The 17,154-nt window shown below is 35.1% G+C and carries 18 protein-coding genes and 1 tRNA gene; 8 read left to right on the top strand and 11 right to left on the bottom strand.

From position 1 onward, the window contains the following. Positions 1-94: 94 nt before the first annotated feature. Entirely contained in the window at positions 95-424 is a 330-nt protein-coding gene (locus tag FTRAC_RS02840; protein ID WP_013452722.1) for a thioredoxin family protein, read from the bottom strand. A gap of 458 nt (positions 425-882) precedes the next feature. On the opposite strand from FTRAC_RS02840, the gene FTRAC_RS02835 reads away from it, so the two are divergent. The 6 genes from FTRAC_RS02835 (at position 883) to FTRAC_RS02810 (ending at position 5,090) form a co-directional block, all read left to right on the top strand. Then, entirely contained in the window at positions 883-1,485 is a 603-nt protein-coding gene (locus FTRAC_RS02835) for an acetyltransferase (protein ID WP_013452721.1), read from the top strand. Further along, positions 1,486-2,115, top strand: a complete 630-nt coding sequence (locus FTRAC_RS02830) for a NeuD/PglB/VioB family sugar acetyltransferase (RefSeq protein WP_013452720.1) — start codon at positions 1,486-1,488, stop codon at positions 2,113-2,115. It begins immediately after the preceding gene. Then, entirely contained in the window at positions 2,112-2,636 is a 525-nt protein-coding gene (gene xrtF / locus FTRAC_RS02825) for an exosortase family protein XrtF (protein ID WP_013452719.1), read from the top strand. Before FTRAC_RS02830 ends, xrtF begins: the two co-directional genes overlap by 4 nt. Further along, the gene (locus FTRAC_RS02820; RefSeq protein ID WP_013452718.1) at positions 2,626-3,051 is read left to right on the top strand and encodes an exosortase F system-associated membrane protein; all 426 of its coding nucleotides are present in this window, start codon (positions 2,626-2,628) and stop codon (positions 3,049-3,051) included. Before xrtF ends, FTRAC_RS02820 begins: the two co-directional genes overlap by 11 nt. Before the next feature lie 267 nt (positions 3,052-3,318). Continuing rightward, entirely contained in the window at positions 3,319-3,699 is a 381-nt protein-coding gene (locus FTRAC_RS02815; RefSeq protein ID WP_013452717.1) for a GxxExxY protein, read from the top strand. 320 nt (positions 3,700-4,019) lie between these two features. After that, positions 4,020-5,090 carry an IS110 family RNA-guided transposase gene (locus FTRAC_RS02810; RefSeq protein WP_013452716.1) on the top strand — a complete coding sequence of 357 codons (1,071 nt, stop codon included), beginning with the start codon at positions 4,020-4,022 and terminating at the stop codon, positions 5,088-5,090. Positions 5,091-5,314: 224 nt separating this feature from the next. Here the strand turns inward: FTRAC_RS02810 and FTRAC_RS02805 are convergent, their stop codons facing one another. Further along, on the bottom strand, positions 5,315-5,533 hold the full coding sequence (locus tag FTRAC_RS02805; protein WP_013452715.1) for a DUF3820 family protein: 219 nt from the start codon (positions 5,531-5,533) through the stop codon (positions 5,315-5,317). Beyond that, positions 5,533-6,423 (bottom strand): 3-hydroxybutyryl-CoA dehydrogenase, encoded by an 891-nt coding sequence (locus FTRAC_RS02800; RefSeq protein ID WP_013452714.1) that lies wholly within the window; start codon positions 6,421-6,423, stop codon positions 5,533-5,535. The genes FTRAC_RS02805 and FTRAC_RS02800 overlap by 1 nt, the downstream gene beginning before the upstream one ends. A 235-nt stretch (positions 6,424-6,658) precedes the next feature. On the opposite strand from FTRAC_RS02800, the gene FTRAC_RS02795 reads away from it, so the two are divergent. Next, entirely contained in the window at positions 6,659-8,617 is a 1,959-nt protein-coding gene (locus FTRAC_RS02795) for a M1 family metallopeptidase (RefSeq protein WP_013452713.1), read from the top strand. Positions 8,618-8,651: 34 nt separating this feature from the next. On the opposite strand, the gene FTRAC_RS02790 is transcribed toward FTRAC_RS02795, so the two are convergent. Then, a complete protein-coding gene (locus FTRAC_RS02790) occupies positions 8,652-9,218 on the bottom strand; it encodes a hypothetical protein (RefSeq protein ID WP_013452712.1) in 567 nt (188 codons plus the stop codon). A gap of 124 nt (positions 9,219-9,342) precedes the next feature. Between FTRAC_RS02790 and FTRAC_RS02785 the strand changes: the two genes are divergently transcribed. Then, positions 9,343-12,171 (top strand): M16 family metallopeptidase, encoded by a 2,829-nt coding sequence (locus tag FTRAC_RS02785; protein ID WP_013452711.1) that lies wholly within the window; start codon positions 9,343-9,345, stop codon positions 12,169-12,171. Positions 12,172-12,388: 217 nt separating this feature from the next. Here FTRAC_RS02785 and pth read toward each other — a convergent pair whose 3' ends face one another. The 7 genes from pth to FTRAC_RS02750 all read right to left on the bottom strand — a co-directional run bounded on the left by pth (position 12,389) and on the right by FTRAC_RS02750 (position 17,099). Further along, positions 12,389-12,949: an aminoacyl-tRNA hydrolase gene (pth, locus tag FTRAC_RS02780; protein ID WP_013452710.1), complete on the bottom strand. Its 561-nt coding sequence runs from the start codon at positions 12,947-12,949 to the stop codon at positions 12,389-12,391. A 179-nt stretch (positions 12,950-13,128) separates the two neighbouring features. Then, complete coding sequence (locus FTRAC_RS02775; protein ID WP_013452709.1) at positions 13,129-13,851, bottom strand: alpha/beta fold hydrolase; 723 nt, start codon at positions 13,849-13,851, stop codon at positions 13,129-13,131. Continuing rightward, positions 13,841-14,572 (bottom strand): pseudouridine synthase, encoded by a 732-nt coding sequence (locus FTRAC_RS02770; protein WP_013452708.1) that lies wholly within the window; start codon positions 14,570-14,572, stop codon positions 13,841-13,843. The genes FTRAC_RS02775 and FTRAC_RS02770 overlap by 11 nt, the downstream gene beginning before the upstream one ends. A gap of 152 nt (positions 14,573-14,724) precedes the next feature. Beyond that, positions 14,725-15,369: a 50S ribosomal protein L25/general stress protein Ctc gene (locus tag FTRAC_RS02765; RefSeq protein ID WP_013452707.1), complete on the bottom strand. Its 645-nt coding sequence runs from the start codon at positions 15,367-15,369 to the stop codon at positions 14,725-14,727. Positions 15,370-15,402: 33 nt separating this feature from the next. Then, the gene (locus tag FTRAC_RS02760) at positions 15,403-16,329 is read right to left on the bottom strand and encodes a ribose-phosphate pyrophosphokinase (RefSeq protein WP_013452706.1); all 927 of its coding nucleotides are present in this window, start codon (positions 16,327-16,329) and stop codon (positions 15,403-15,405) included. A gap of 62 nt (positions 16,330-16,391) precedes the next feature. Continuing rightward, positions 16,392-16,464, bottom strand: a tRNA-Gln gene (locus FTRAC_RS02755). A gap of 77 nt (positions 16,465-16,541) precedes the next feature. Further along, positions 16,542-17,099: a DUF4136 domain-containing protein gene (locus FTRAC_RS02750; RefSeq protein WP_013452705.1), complete on the bottom strand. Its 558-nt coding sequence runs from the start codon at positions 17,097-17,099 to the stop codon at positions 16,542-16,544. Positions 17,100-17,154: the final 55 nt, after the last annotated feature.

Here is a 17,154-nt window from a genome sequence, read left to right as displayed (position 1 = left end):
GGCGATATAACTGCCCAAGCCATCCTAAAAAAATCCGAAAGAAATTAATTCAATCGGACTTTTATGTAAAATTTAGTAAAAATAGATAGAGATCTTAATTTGCTGCTTCCTTGTTTTTAAACCCATCAATCAATTGTTGCACTGCCTTTCGATCTGATGAAGATATTTTCTCTTTAAGCTCTCCATTTTCATAACTGGCAAAAAATGGCAAACTGTAGACTCCTGCCGACAATCTGGCTTTTGGATTATCAGGGGCATTAATTTCGAGAAATTTTATATTCTCGTCAGCTTCTTCAGCCATTTTCTTGAACTGTGGAGCAAATGCTTTGCAAACACCACACCAATCTGCAAAAAATTTCACTACCACTTTCTCGTTTTTCATCAACGTTTCTTCTAAATTAATGTCAGTAACTGTTTCAATCATTTCTTAAAAAATTTTGTTTATAGACAGATAGACCATTTAGGATCTGGCATTGTTTATAAATCTTTATGATGAAAAAAAAATTGTGATGTACTAAAATACTAAATATTGCGATTCAATCTTAAAAAGAATAGCTTAGTATATATTTAAGATAAATTCTATCTAATAGATCACAGTACTCATCGGTTTTTATCTTTTATTTATGAATATTTTATTCATATTAAAGTTTCAAAATTGTTCGCAATGCATTATGTCAAAATGTATGTTTTTGAACTTTTTTATTTAAAGAAAAAGATTGATTTTCAGTTGAAATTTTCAAAGCTGGATTAGTTATGAGTTAAGAATTTTATCATTTCACTCATTTTGTAATAGCATTGCAATAGATTCTATTACTAAAATTAGTAATTTTATGCTTTGTTTATAATCTTACTACTTAAAACCTAAAACTTACAACTTCAAAAATGCTATTATTCGGTGCAAGTGGACATGCAAAAGTGATAGTGGACATCCTGCTCTCCAAGGGAATTCAGGTTAAAGGATTCTACGATGAGGACGAAGCAAAAAAGGAACTATGGGGAATTCCTGTTGTAGGTAAGACCAAAGATTTTAATGATCCAATAGAGGAATGTATTGTGTCTATTGGTAAAAATGATACGCGCAAAAAGGTAGTGAAACAATTAGCTGAGGCGGAATTTGGCACAGCTATTCATGACCGTGCCATAGTAGGTTCCCATGTTGAAATAGGGGAGGGAACAGTAGTAATGGCAGGTACCGTTATTAACGCAGATACTAAGATTGGAGAGCACGTAATTATCAATACTGCAGCTAGTGTTGATCATGATTGCAAGATTGGCGATTTTGCCCATATTGCACCCAATTCATCCTTATGTGGTGGAGTAGAAGTAGGTGAAGGAACTTTGATTGGAGCTGGGGCAACCATTATTCCTTTAGTTAAAATTGGGAAGTGGTGTACCATTGGAGCTGGAGCAGTGGTGGTAGAAGATGTGCCTGACAACTCTATAGCCGTTGGAAATCCAGCCAAAATTATTAAAACAACAGTTTAAATGACGGAAATTGCAATATACGGAGCAGGAGGTTTTGGCAGAGAAGTGAATTTGATAGTGCAACAGCTTATTAAGAAAGGTTACCCGTATCATTTTTTAGGTTTTTTTGATGATGAAGATAAGTCCTCTGAATTAGGAAAATTATATTTAGGCAATACTGCAGCGCTTAACCATTGGAAAACCCCAATTTCTGTTGCATTAGCAATAGGAAATGGGAAAACCAGAAAGAAAGTAGTCGATAGAATAAGGAATCCGAGAGTTGAATTTTCAAAAGTAATTTCTCCTTATGCTGTTTTTAATGACATCATTTCTATCGGAAAAGGTAGTATTATTTGTGCAGGAGCAAATTTAACCACAAATATAGAGGTTGGAGAGTTTGTTGTAGTTAATCTGAATGCTACGATTGGACATGATTGTCGTTTAGGGGATTTTAGTTCTGTGATGCCGGGAGCCAATTTAGCAGGAGATGTGAAACTAAATGAAGGTGCTTTTGTAGGGAGCGGAGCAACGGTTTTAAATGGAGTTGTAATGGAGCGAAACACTATTTTAGGAGCTGGAGGAGTTCTAACCAAAAATTTAGATGCAGAAAAAACAGCTGTTGGTGTTCCTGCTAAAACTATTGAAAAATGAGTTTATATCAGGATTTTAAGCCCTCTATTTTTTTTCTAGCCAAGTTTATCGGTCTATATGTAGTGCTCAATATTCTCTATGGTTTTTATTTGGATGCCTCAAAAGGGGAAGCAGATATCATGACGAAATGGGTAACAGAACAAACAGCCAGTGTCATCGATCTGTATGAAGATAAAATCGCTACAGGCCCAAAAGATGATTTGAAAAGTATTTTTATTTTTAAAGAAAGCCAGGCTATTCTATCTGTTTACGAAGGCTGCAATGGCTTAAATGTAATGGTGATTTTTGTATCCTTCTTGATTGCCTATGGCAAAATTGGAACAAGAATGTTATGGTTTATTCCCTTAGGTTTATTAGTAATTCATTTTTTCAATATTTTAAGGATTCTTTTGTTGTTTCATGTCACCATTTCAATGCCTGATTTCCTCTATTTTAGTCATAAATATTTATTTACGGCATTCATTTACATAGGCGTATTAGGTATGTGGGCACTTTGGATTTTTAAGGTCAATGAAAAATAACGATTGGTTACAACCCAATAAAGGACTTAGAATATTGTTGATATTTATCAGTTTAACAGGCTTGGGAATAATTTTTATTGCTCAACGTTTTGATTATAGTTTATTGATTTCTGATGATTTTAGTACTCAAAATCAATTTATTATCAATAGGATAATCCGATTTTTGTTGAATGATAATCTAGTATTGCTATTAATTTACGCTATTTTTTATGATTATAAATACGTAAAGTTTGGATTAGCAATTGAAGCGGTGGGCTTTTTCTTTTTACTGATTCCCTATTTTATTTTGAGGTATTACACCTCAATTGATCACATGTATATCAGCTTTATCCATAGGCTGATTATAAATCCTACCTTAATGGTGCTGTTAATCCCTGCAATCTACATCCAACGGATTAACCACAGTCAGCACTGAATTTTAACCACAAAGAACACGGAGATTTTCACAAAGTTTCACAAAGAAGACATATAACCGCAATGGACACTGAGACTTTTTAACCACTATGGACATAGAGATATACACAACAAAGAAAACCTTAGCGACCTTTGTGTAAGACTTACAGAAACTTCATGGTTAAATTTGTCTCTGTGTTTAAAAAGTTCTTTGTAGTTAAATAGGTTCTGTTCTTTTAATATTTATTTGAAATTTATACTTTAGTGGTTTAACCAAACCTTATAAATTATGAATGAAAATGAATTAAGCAAGATAATCATTGGCTCTGCTATCAAAGTACATCAATCTTTAGGCCCTGGTTTATTAGAGAATGCCTATCAAGAATGTCTTTTCTACGAACTCAAAAATCAAAATCTAGCTGTTATAAAAGAAAAATCCATGCCTGTTATCTATGAAGAAATCAAAATGGATTGTGGGTACAAGATAGATTTATTAGTTGAAGATAAAGTGGTAATTGAACTTAAGAGCGTTGATAAACTGAATGATGTTCACAAAGCTCAAGCTTTGACTTATATGAAGCTGGGTCATTATAAATTAGGATTATTAATCAATTTTAATGTCTCTTTTTTAAAATCTGGCATCAAAAGGCTGATAAACGGCTACATTTAATCAAAGAAAAGATTTAACCGCAAAGAAATTTGAAATTTACCCTATGCTTAATATCGAAAAACCTTAGTAATCTCGTATGTTCAAGAATTATTAAAAATATAAGTATTTTTAATAAAGCAATTAGGCAAAGTGAGAGCAGTATTTGTGAACAAACAAGCTAAGAGCTATGTTCTCGCAAAGATATTCCTCACTTTGTTTTTACTCTTTTTAAATTCCGAACCAGAATCAAAAGAATTTCATCAATTGAAATATCTTGTATTAACACGAGACAGGAGCCAGAAGAGTATCTTATTGCTATTGTGGAACTAAACTTTAAAGCCATGAAAGTACTTAGACAATGCTGTGGAATCGATGTTTCAATGGATGCTCTGGATGTTGTTTTGATGACCCTCCAAGAGGATTTTGAATTAAAAATTGTATCAAGTGGTCAGTTTGCCAATACCAAAAAGGATATTAAGAAATTGATGAATTGGGTTAAAAGACATCAACTTAATGATCTTCCTCTTCAAGTAGTCATGGAAGCAACAGGTGTTTATCATGAGCAATTGGCTTACGCGCTTTACGATAATGGTTTTGAACTTGCCGTTGTTCTGCCCAACAAAGTAGCTAATTATGGCCGTAGCACTGATGTGAGACGCATAGACGATAAAATCAGTGCAAGGCACATCGCTGAATTTGGGTTATTAAAAAAGATAGACAACTGGACAAAACCAGATGCCTCTTTATTGAAATTAAAAGGTCTGAGCAGAGAACGAGAGCAATTACTCAATGAAAGAACCAGGGCCAAGAACCAACAACATGCCAAAGAACACATGGCAGAAGTCGATAAGTTTACATTAAAAAGAGCCAAGCAACACATTAAGTTCTTGGATAAGCTGATTGACCAAGTAGAAACTCAAATGAAAGACATAGTCGATCAAACCCCATGGTTAAAAAAGAAAATTAATTACATATGCTCCCTAAAAGGAGTTGGCTTTATTACAGCAACCATTGTAATAGCAGAAACAAATGGCTTTAACCTTATCAGAAACAGCCGTCAATTGGTATGTTATGCCGGTTATGACATCAACAACAAACAATCTGGAACATCGGTTAACACCAAAGCTAGAATTTCCCACAAAGGAAATAAACATATTAGAAAAGCACTCTACTTCCCAGCATTAACGGCAGTCCAACATGATGAGCCATTAAGTAATTTTTATAACCGTCTGTTCGACAGACAAAAGATTAAAATGAAAAGCTATGTGGCCGTGCAAAGAAAATTGCTGATACTGATCTATACACTATGGAAAAAAGAAGAAAGATATAATCCAGAATATTGCAAAGATAAATTTTTATTAGAGCAGCCCCAAGAGGCCGCCCTAACCGAGCTGGATCAAGTCCGCTCTTGATTTGTTTTCCTAATTGTAAATTTAATGAAAAATCATTTGGTTTTCAACACAGAATCTTTGCGAACAACTTAAAGAAACTCGTATGTTTACAGTCATTAAAAAATGAAGTATTCTAATTGAGCAAATTGGTAAGACGAGTATCCTTCAACAGCTTTAGCTGTTACTTTGTGGTCTTCGTGAACAACTTAGCGTAACTTTGTGGTAAAAAAAAACTTTGTGGTTAATCATCGAAGTGGTTTCAGTAAGTCTTCCAGTCCGTTGGTTTTAATAACCCAGAGTGTTTCCATTTGCATGCCTAATTTTCCAGGAGGGAAACCATCTTTTCTTTTGAACCACTCAAGATAGGAGACAGGTAAATTACAAAGTAAAGTGCCCTTGTATTTACCGAAGGGCATCTTTACTCTGACTAAATCTTTTAAAATTTCAGGATTAAGACCTTCCATTACTTTTTGAAAGTGCTTGCAACTACCAAATCTTTTGTTCCATGGCCGTAATCGTAAAACCCTTCCCCAGATTTAGCGCCTAATTTCCCAGCTTGCACCATATTGATAAGCAGCGGGCAAGGTCTGTATTTAGGATCGCCTAAACCATCATGCAATACATTTAAAATGCTTAAACAAACATCCAAACCAATAAAGTCAGCTAATTGTAATGGACCCATTGGGTGAGCCATACCTAATTTCATCACGGAATCAATTTCTTTCACGCCTGCAACACCTTCGAATAAGCTAAAGATCGCTTCATTGATCATAGGCATTAATATTCTGTTGGCAATAAAACCAGGATAGTCATTCACTTCCTCAGGGATTTTGCCTAATTTTTTAGACATCTCCATGATTCGCTCTGTCACTTCATCAGAAGTAGAATATCCACGGATAATCTCTACTAATTTCATTACAGGAACTGGATTCATAAAGTGCATTCCAATCACTTTTTCTGGTCTGTTGGTAACTGACGCAATTTTTGTAATTGAAATTGAACTAGTGTTGGAAGCAAGGATTGTTTTCTCATCGCAAACCTCATCTAGTTCCTTAAAGATTTTTAGTTTTAAATCTGTATTTTCAGTTGCAGCTTCCACTACCAAATCAGCACCTTTTGCGCCCTCTTTTACTGATGTGAAAGTAGTGATATTATTAAGCGTTTCAGTTTTCTTGGCTTCGTCTATTTTTTCTTTTTTTACTTGTCTGTCCAAGTTTTTAGCGATAGTAGCCATTCCTTTTTCAAGAGCAGCTTCACTTATGTCAATTAAAGAAACTTTAAAACCATTTTGAGCAAAAACATGCGCTATGCCGTTACCCATCGTTCCTGAACCAATTACTGCTATATTTTCCATAGTATATTTTAATTTATTTTTAGCTGTGGCAAAGATATAAAATCTACTTAGTACCCATAACCCGCTTTGGTAAAAGATGTTGAAAAATTTCAAGTTATTCCTCCAACCTGCAAACTTGTCAACTTTCAAAGATGTCAACCTGAAAACCTGCCAACTTGTAGCCCATTCATCAAACAAATCTGTGCAGGGCAATAAAAATATATTAATTTCGTGCTTAATTGAATTTAAACGATAAATGAAATATATGAGAGTATTAAAACTATCGGTATTGATGTTTTTAGGCGTAATGAGCAGCCTATTTGCACAAGAACCTCAAGAAACCAATCAGGATCTATTCAAATTTTTTGGCGACAGAAGTGGAAATGAGTTCAGATCAGCATCGGGTAAACCTGGATATAACTACTGGCAGAACAGTGCTGATTATAAGATTAACGTCACTTTGGATGAAGAAAATGAAATGATAAATGGTAATATAACCATTGAATATACTAATAATAGTCCAGAAGCATTAGAATTCGTTTGGTTGCATTTAGAGCAAAATCGTTTTACGGAAACTTCTAGAGGTACTTTGACCACTCCAATCCAAGGAAATCGCTATGCAGGTGATATGGATGGTGGTTATAATATCACCAATTTAAAAGCAGTAAGTGGAAGACGAGGGAATCCTTCAAGCGAATATATTATTACTGATACTAGAATGCAGGTTTTCTTCGATGAACCAATTGAAGCAAAAGGCGGTACTGCTACTATAAGCATGAATTTCGAATACAAAATTCCTGTAAAAGGTATGGATAGAATGGGGCAGTTGAAAGTTGATGATGGCACTATATTCGCTATGGCTCAATGGTATCCGAAAATGGTTGTGTTTGATGATGTTAGAGGCTGGAATACTGAGCCTTATTTAGGTGCAGGTGAGTTTTATTTAGATTATGGTGACTTTGAATATAATGTAACAGTTCCTTACAACCACATTGTAGTGGGTTCTGGAGAATTGTTAAATCCTCAAGAAGTATTGACCAGCCAACAGCAAAATAGAATGGCTAAAGCAGCCAAAAGTGATGAAACGGTTCATATTATAACGGCTGATGAGGTAGGTGATCCTTCTATTACAAGACCAAAGCAATCAGGAAACTTAACCTGGAAATTTAAAATTGAAAATGCTAGAGATGTAGCATGGGGTTCATCACCAGCTTTTATCTGGGATGCAGCTAAAATTGACTTACCAAGTGGAAAAAAAGCAATGGCTCAATCTGCTTATCCTAAAGAAAGTGATGGTGAAGATGGTTACGGTAGATCAACGGAATATTCTAAGGCATCAGTAGAGCATTATTCTAATATGTGGTTCGAATATCCTTACCCAAATGCAGTGAATGTGGCAGCGGATATTGGAGGAATGGAATATCCTGGTTTGAATTTCTGTGGATATCAATCAAAAAACAAATCATTATGGGGTGTTACAGATCATGAATTTGGCCATAACTGGTTTCCAATGATAGTGGGAAGTAATGAAAGACTTTATGCCTGGATGGATGAAGGCTTCAATACCTTTATTAATTTCTATTCTTCAGAGGAATTTAATGATGGCGAATTTGCAGATGATTTGGATGAAACAAGGAGCTATGTAGGATGGTTGACAAGCGAAAGCAGAGAGAAAATCGCTACTTACCCTGATGTTGCAGATACTCGAAATTTGGGTATGATAGCTTATATGAAGCCTGCAATGGGACTTTTAATGCTAAGAGAGTACATCTTAGGACATGAGAGATTTGACAATGCTTTCAAAGCTTATATAAACAGATGGGCTTATAAGCACCCAACTCCAGGAGACTTCTTTAATACAATGGAGAATGTTTCAGGTGAAAGCTTATCTTGGTTCTGGAAAACATGGTTCTACGGAAATGGCAATATTGACATTGCTCTAGATGGTGTTTACCCTTATCAAGGCAGCTATCTACTGGTTTTAGCTAATAAAGGCGAAGTACCAATGCCAGTGAAAATGAAAGTTACATACGCAGATGGAACTGACGAAATGGTTGAACTTCCAGTTGAAATCTGGCAAAGAGGAAATTCATGGAATCATTTGTTAAGCACTGGCAAAGAAGTGGAGAAAATCGAACTTGATCCTAATAAAATTCTTCCGGATATTAATGGAAGTAACGATGTATGGCCAAGTCCATATTATGAAGATAAATAATGTACTAAAAAGCTCTCCAAATGGGGAGCTTTTTTTATTCTATTATGGGTACAAATGGTGGTTCGTTTACATTACAAAGCTCAACTTGTTCAATGGATAAATAGTACTTATTAAGTCTGTCCTTATAGCGTTGGCCTACTAAATCATGATTAAGAACCCATTCCTTTGTTGCAATGATCTCGTCTCGAAAACCTTTTTTGATTGCGATATAATCAGCCTCGTGTTCTGCCTTTATTTTGAATGAATTCGAAAGTACATATTGCAGCCCATATTTGATCATTCCAAAATTCGAGTAGGAGAGGTAGTCGATTAGGTGACCTAATTCATGTGCAAACCATCCTGTCATTACTTTTTGAGGAACTTCCTCTATTTTTAAGCGCTCACTACTGCTTACATAAACGCCTAATTTTATCCTATATCTTTTAACACCACTGAATATATTTTTTAAAGATATGATTGGCTGTGCCTGCATGGTGGATGATTTTACCCTTTTCTGATAAAGGGTAATAGGGTATTCATGCAAGTCTTCAAATTTACTTAATGCTTCTAAAAAGCTATTCTTTATTTTATCACTTTTAACTTTCTCGAAATTTACCTTCATATAGCTTCAATAACGATCTGAATTTCTGATTGTTTATTTTAAGGAACAAAACTAACTGGATAGTTGCTTAGAGATAATTTTTATGATAATTTGAAACTTTGTAACAAAATAAAAACTTAAAATTATGCTTAAAATGAAATCTTTAGTGATCGCTTTCTTGCTGTTTTTAGCAGTAAGTCCAGTATGGTCACAAAATTCAGAACTTAACAATGCCTTAGAGAAACCGATTCCATTGGATCCTAAGGTGAAAGTAGGACAATTAGAAAATGGTTTGACCTACTACATTCGCCAAAATGAAAAACCCGAAGATAAGGTAGAATTTCGTTTGGTTATTAATGCAGGTTCCATGCAGGAAAATGACAAACAATTGGGCCTAGCTCACTTTACTGAGCACATGGCGTTTAATGGAACCGAAAATTTCAAAAAGAACGAATTAGTAGATTATCTACAGTCTGCAGGTGTAAAATTCGGTGCTGATTTAAATGCTTATACTAGTTTTGATGAAACAGTATACATTCTGCCAATTCCTACAGATGAAGAAACATTGGATAATGGTCTGACTGTACTAGAAGATTGGGCAGGAGGATTGCTGATGACTGGAGATGAGATTGATAAAGAAAGAGGGGTTGTTTTGGAGGAATGGAGATTGGGACAAGGAGCAGGTCAAAGAATGAGAGATGAATACTTTCCTGTTTTATTTAAAGATTCAAGATATGCTGAAAGACTACCGATTGGCAAAAAGGAGATCTTAGAGAATTTCGAATATGAAACTCTCCGTTCATTTTATGAGGATTGGTACAGACCTAATTTGATGGCAGTTATTGCAGTGGGAGATATAGACCCAGCAGAAATGGAGAAGGAAATCAAAGCGCGATTTGGTGATTTGCAAAATCCTAAAAAGGCAAAAAAGAAAAAATTATATGAAGTGCCTGCTCATGAAGAAACCTATGTTAGCATTGTAACGGATAAAGAAGCTAATTTCAATCAGATTCAACTTTATTATAAGCATGATAATGAAGAAATGAAAACATTATCGGATATGAGAAGAGATTTGGTTTATAGCCTCTATAATGGAATGCTAGGTCAAAGATTAGATGAGTTGAGGCAATCAGCTAATCCACCATTTTTATTTGCTAGTACCAGCTTTTCCCAAATGGTTAGAAATAAAAGTGCTTATTCTTCTTTTGCTGTTGTTGGTGAGAATGGCTTTGAGAAAGGAGTACAAGTGTTGGCCGAAGAGAACAAGCGAATCAAAGAGCATGGATTTACCGCATCTGAACTCGATCGCTATAAAAAGACTTTTTTGAATAATGCTGAAAAGAGAGTTAAAGAGCTGGACAAGACCGAGTCAACCAGATTTGCAAGTGCCTATATTCAGCATTTTTTAAGTGAGAACCCTATTCCAGGTGCAGAATTTGAATTCGAATTTTATCAAAACTTGATTAACACTATCACTTTACCTGAGATCAATATGCTGGCTAGCAAATGGGTGACAGATGAAAATAGGGTTGTAGTGCTTACAGGAGCTGAAAAAGAAGGAGTGGAAATGCCAAGTGAGGAAGAAATACTTTCCATTTTAGAGGAAGTCGAAAATTCTGATTTGGAACCTTATAAAGATGAAGATGTAGCTGAAAGCTTCATGACTACTGCTCCAAAAGCAGGGAAAGTGCAAAATAGGGTCGTGCATGATGAGCTTGGTGTAACAGAACTTGAGCTAAATAATGGAGTTAGGGTAATACTTAAGCCAACGCAATTCAAAAATGATGAAGTTAAGATGCGGGCCTATAGTTTTGGTGGTCATAGCCAATACGAAATGGAAGACTATTATTCTGCCTCTAATGCGACTTCTTTAATTACTGAAGCGGGAGTTGCCGATTTTTCTAATACCGAGATCAAAAAAATGCTTTCTGGTAAAACTGTAAGGGTAAGTCCCTATATTTCAAGTTTATCAGAAGGTTTTAGAGCAGAAGCAAGTCCACAGGATTTAGAAGAGATGTTCCAGCTTACTCATCTTTACTTTACAGCTCCAAGAATGGATGAAGAAGCCTTTGGTTCTTATGTGAGTAAGAATAAAATGTTATTTGGTAATTTAATGTCAAATCCTCAATTCTACTACAGTGATAAATTGAGCATGATTCTTTCTCAAGACAACCCTAGAGGTGGCGGATTTCCAAAGGCAGAAGATTTAGATAAAATTGATTTTCAAAGAGCTTACAACATTTACAAAGAAAGGTTTGCAGATGCCAGTGATTTTACATTTGTTTTTGTTGGAAACTTTGATGTTGAGGGGATCACTCCAATGTTGGAAACTTATTTGGGGAGCTTGCCAACAATTGAAAGAAAAGATAATTGGGTAGATTTAGGTATCAGACCTCCTGAAGGAATAGTGAAAGAAGAAATTATTAAAGGAACTGATCAAAAAAGTTATGCTACTATCTTATATCACGGTGATACAGAATATGATAAGCAAAAAAGTTATTATCTAAAATCACTAGGAGAGCTAGTCACAAATGAATTGATTGACATCCTTAGAGAAGAGAAAAGTGGTGTTTATGGAGTTGGTGCTTCTGGAAGTATGTCAAGACTACCGGAAAGTCGTTATTCATTTAGAATTGCCTTCCCTTGTGGACCTGAGAATGTAGATGAGTTGGTTAAAACTACCCATGAAATTTTAGCTGATATCAAGGCCAATGGTGTAAAGGAAGAAGATCTAGATAAGGTGAAAGAAGCTCAGTTGAAAGGATTGAAAGAGGATTTGAAAAAGAATGATTATTGGTTGAACAGATTGTATAGCTTCTATTACTATGATGACGATTTAAGCAATTTTATCGTTACAGAAGATAAGATTCAGTCTTTATCGGCAGATGATCTGAAAATGGCGGCAAATGAATTCTTAAATGAAGATCAATTTGTAGAAGCTATTTTACTTCCTGAAGAGGAATCTGCAGAGTAAATTATTATTGACTCATTTTTATAAAGCTGTCTCAAATTTTTTGGGACAGCCTTATTTTTATTTCAAATATATCCTTTCGCTAGCCTCCGGCTAGTGGAAATTACTACCGCCTCCGGCGGTTTTCAGCTTTTACAATTAAAATCACTTTTTCAGTCTAGCCTGCAATACGTGCCAGGCACAAGTAACCATCACTAGCCGGAGGCTAGCGATAGGGGATTTAATCATTAAACTCGCTCATAGTTCTATTGACCCCAATGGTCGTAAATCCTAGAACCATATCACAAGCTTTATCCATAATAAACGGCAACTCATCAAATTCTTGCTGAGTAAAAGGGCTTAATACATAATCTACTTGCTGTCCTTTGTGGAAATTATCCCCAATGCCAAATTTCAATCGGGCGTAATTTTGTCCCCCTGTTAAGTCTTCAATATTTTTTAACCCATTGTGACCTGCTGATGAACCTTTTGCCCTCAGTCGCAATTTACCGAAAGGAAGAGCAATATCATCTGTGATCACCATGATGTTTTCCTTTGGTATTTTAAGTTCTTGCATCCAATAGTTTACCGCCTTTCCTGATAGGTTCATGTACGTAGTTGGCTTAATTAAATGGATTTGCCTTCCCTTATATTTGAACTCAGCTTTCATGGCAAGTTTCAAGGTTTCAAATGCCACTTTCTGCTGGTCAGCTAATCTGTCCAGAGTTAAAAAACCGATATTATGACGGGTTATCTCATACTCAGCTCCAATATTTCCTAAACCTACAATCAGGTATTTCATGTGTTTATGTTTATTTTTTATTGTCACAACTTGTCCCGTATTTCCCGGGATGCAATTCGCAAGAAATATTTATCAGACGGTTGGTGTAAATTCGTCTTCACTTATTTTTGCTTATTTCTTAATGCTCTTCAGTTTTCAAAACGCAAAAATAAATGATTTTTATGGGAGTGCCGAGTATTTTAATGATTCAAATAATTCATTATAATTTCATTAATAGGAGAGGGCTGTGTTAAAGTCATCATGTGCGAACCTCCTTCAACGATATAGGTGGGCTTTACATTTCTTATGGGGATAGTATGGTCCTTAGTTCCATGGATATGAATAATGCTTTCCTTAGCATTTTCCCTTTCCCATTTAATGATCATTTCAACAGTGCGTTTCATATAAATGGGGTCTTTGCTTGATAGCATACTTTTAAAAGTACTTTTATTGGTATTTCTGTCAGGCTCTACTATTGGCTGCAAAAATTTGGCTCCAGCCAACATCAATTTCGGAGGTATTATTTTATAAAGAGGAATTACTTTTTGGAATCGATAGCGGAAGGGGAGTTCGGAGCGAGATTTGGCACTGGAAATGATAATTGATTTATAAGGATGGAGAAATTCATTGAGTTCTGTGATTATCATTCCACCTAAAGAAACGCCAATCAAAACAAATTGCTGAGAGGTGTCAATTTGCTGAGAAATCCTTATTGCAAAATCAGGCAAAGAACTTCCTTTTTCAGGAATAGGGTATTTTATGTGAACTATTTCTGTATGATTTTTGAATTCTAAGCTATCAAATAATCGCTCATCTGAACCTTGCCCGGGAAATAAATAGATAATGGGTGTCTCTTGCGAGAATGAAATGTTATAACTGCAAAGGCTAAAAAATATGATTGATATGAAGCCTTTAACTATCATGGGTTTTATCAGAATGACTGACTAATTCCTGGATTTCTTTTAATTCATTTGGAGTAAGATGTCTCCATTTCCCTTTCTCAGTATCTAATTTCACATTCATGATTCTAATTCGCTTCAAACCAGCCACTTTATAATCGAAATATTCACACATCCTTCTGATTTGGCGGTTTAGACCTTGCGTTAGAATAATTTTAAAGGAGCTTTTGCCTATTTGTTCCACGAAACATTTTTTGGTGACCGTATCCAAAATAGGAACTCCATCACCCATTTTTTGAATAAAATCTCCTTTGATGGGTTTATTTAAGTGAACGATATATTCCTTTTCGTGATTATTCCGGGCTCGTAAAATTTTATTGACAATATCCCCATCATTGGTTAGCAGAATTAACCCTTCGCTATATTTATCTAATCTTCCAATAGGAAAAATTCTTTCGGGATAATTGATGTAATCTATGATATTATCTTTTTCCCTGCGAGTATCAGTTGTGCATACAATTCCTCTAGGTTTATTGAAAGCCAGATAGACAAAATTAGAATTAGGTTCTGTGATTAACTCACCTTTTACTCTAACTTCATCGTCAGGCCCAACTTTAGTGCCCATTTCAGGAATTTTTCCATTTATAGTAACAGCTCCTTCCTCTATCAATTTATCAGCATTTCTACGGGAACAGTATCCAGCCTCACTTAGGAATTTATTGATTCTTTTTAATTGTGTGTCCAAAACTTTGAAGATTGATCAATTAATAATCTACTTAGCATTTTCTTGCTAAGATATTAAAACTAGCGTTAAATAGTAACGGATAAGTTATAAACAAAAAAATCCTGTCCATGAAACATGAACAGGATTTGAATAATTTATAAGATTTTTGAGAATTAACTTTCTGCTCCTTCAGCAGGTGCGTCTGCACCTTCTCCTTCAGCTCCTTCTTCTCCCTCAACTTCTTCTCCTTCATCCTCTGTTGCTTTTCCTCTAAGTGCTCTTGGAATCTCAACAACGGCAATTGATGCTTGTGGAGTATCCAATATCTCACAATTTTCAACAGAAACTGATTCTACTTTAATTGATTTACCAAAATCTAGTGCACTGATGTCTAATGTAATATGCTCTGGCATATCTTTAGGTAAGGCTTTTACTAGAAGGCTTCTTCTCTTGTGAATCAATGTACCCCCTTTAGTTACACCAGGTGCAGTACCTTCCAAATGAACAGGAATATTCATTTTGATATTCTTTCCTTTGTGTAATTGTAAGAAATCAGCATGTAAGATGATTTCACTTACTGGGTGAAATGCAACGTCTTGTAATATTGCTTGGTACTCATCGCCTTCAATATTGATGTTAACGAAATGTGCTTCAGCAGTAAATACTAGTGGGCGAAAAAGAATCATTGGCGCATAAAAGTGGATTTGCTCATCACCACCGTATAATACGGCAGGAACCATAGCTTCCGCTCTTAATCTTTTCGCCTCTTTTTTGCCAAGATTTGCTCTTTTATACCCTATAATCTCAACAGTTTTCATAATATATATTTGTTAAAAGTGAATAATTACTATTTATATGAACAATGAACTAATAGATTCATTGTCGTGTATTTTTCTAATGGCTTTGGCAAACATATCTGCTACCGAAAGCACTTTAATTTTATCTGATTTTTGCTTTAAAGGCAAAGTATCGGTGGTGATCAACTCATCTAAAGTAGAGTTGGCAATATTTTCATAAGCATTTCCTGATAAGACAGGATGCGTAATAATTGCCCTTACCGATTTAGCGCCTTTTTCTTTCAGCATATCTGCAGCCTTGCATAAGGTTCCTGCTGTATCCACTAAGTCATCAAAAATAATTACATCTCTACCATCAACATCACCAATCACCTGCATTGCGTCAACCTCGTTTGCTTTTTTTCTTTGTTTGTCACAAACTACCATATCTACTTTGAAGTGCTTTGCATATTTCCTTGCTCTTGCTGAACCTCCTATATCTGGTGAAGCAAAAATGGTGTCTTCAGTGATACTTTCTTGTAAATAAGGTACAAAAATAGCAGATGCATCCATGTGATCAACAGGGATGTTGAAGAAACCTTGAATTTGCCCGGCATGTAAATCACAAGTTACAATTCTGTCTGCACCAGCTGCTTCAAAAATATTAGCTAACATTTTTGCCCCGATTGCAACTCTCGGTTTATCTTTTCTATCCTGACGAGCATAGCCAAAATAGGGAACTACTAAAGTCACCTTATAAGCACTTGCTCTTCTTGCTGCATCTATCATTAGAAGCAATTCCATAATGTTATCAGCAGGAGGGAAGGTAGATTGGATTAAGAATACATGATGACCTCTAATCGATTCTGTAAAATAGGGAGAAAGCTCTCCATCACTAAATTTTTGCAATTCGACATCTCCTAATGGTTTGCCGTAGCTAGCAGCTATTCTTTCAGATAAATATTTTGAAGCAGAACCAGAGAAGATTTTAACGGAAGACATGTTTTTATTTTTTGCGCTTAAAATAAAATATCCCGTCCTATTACTTTTTGGACGGGATTTTGTTGCCCGACTAGGGCTCGAACCTAGACTCTTCTGTACCAAAAACAGACGTGTTGCCAGTTACACCATCGGGCAGTTTTGTTTGCCTTATCGCTAAGGGAATACAAAGGTAAAAACGGATTTATTATTTGCAAACAAAGAGGTGAAAAAAATTAATTATTTTTTTCTTCCATCGGTAGGTAAGCATAGTTGTTCAGAATACTTAAAACTGCAACCCTCACTTTTCTAGGGTCATCGAAAATATTTTCTGAATACAGATCAGTTGTATATCCTTGCCAAATCATGGAATAGTTTGAGGTTTCAGTAAAATTAATGACTAAAGTCCCATTTGTAATGTTTAAGTCTTTCTTTAAATACTCTTCTTTCTCTTTTTGATTTTTGTTTTTGAACAATACAAAATTTTCCATTTTGGGTTGTTCATAACCACGGTATCTTAAAGAATCACTTAGGTATAGAAAATTTACATAAAAACTTGGGTTCTCAGTATTGTAGCTGTACCCTATTAATTCTAAATGCGATTTAATAGTTGACTGGATTAGATCGATTTGATCGTCCTCCATAGTTTTTGGGGTCATAAAAAAATCAAATGACTTATAATTATCAAAATCACCCAAAAAATTATAATCATATTCGACTGGATATTCTTTTGATATAAAACATCCATTTGAAAACAGTAGTACAACTAGTAAAATATGACACAACTTTTTCATATCACCAATTTAACAAGATTTTGATACTATTGTTAAGCAGTTTTGCTAAATTTTA

Source organism: Marivirga tractuosa DSM 4126, from assembly GCF_000183425.1.
GTDB lineage: Bacteria > Bacteroidota > Bacteroidia > Cytophagales > Cyclobacteriaceae > Marivirga > Marivirga tractuosa.
Note: the sequence above shows the minus strand (reverse complement) of the source record. Positions and strands in the feature narration are given on the sequence as shown.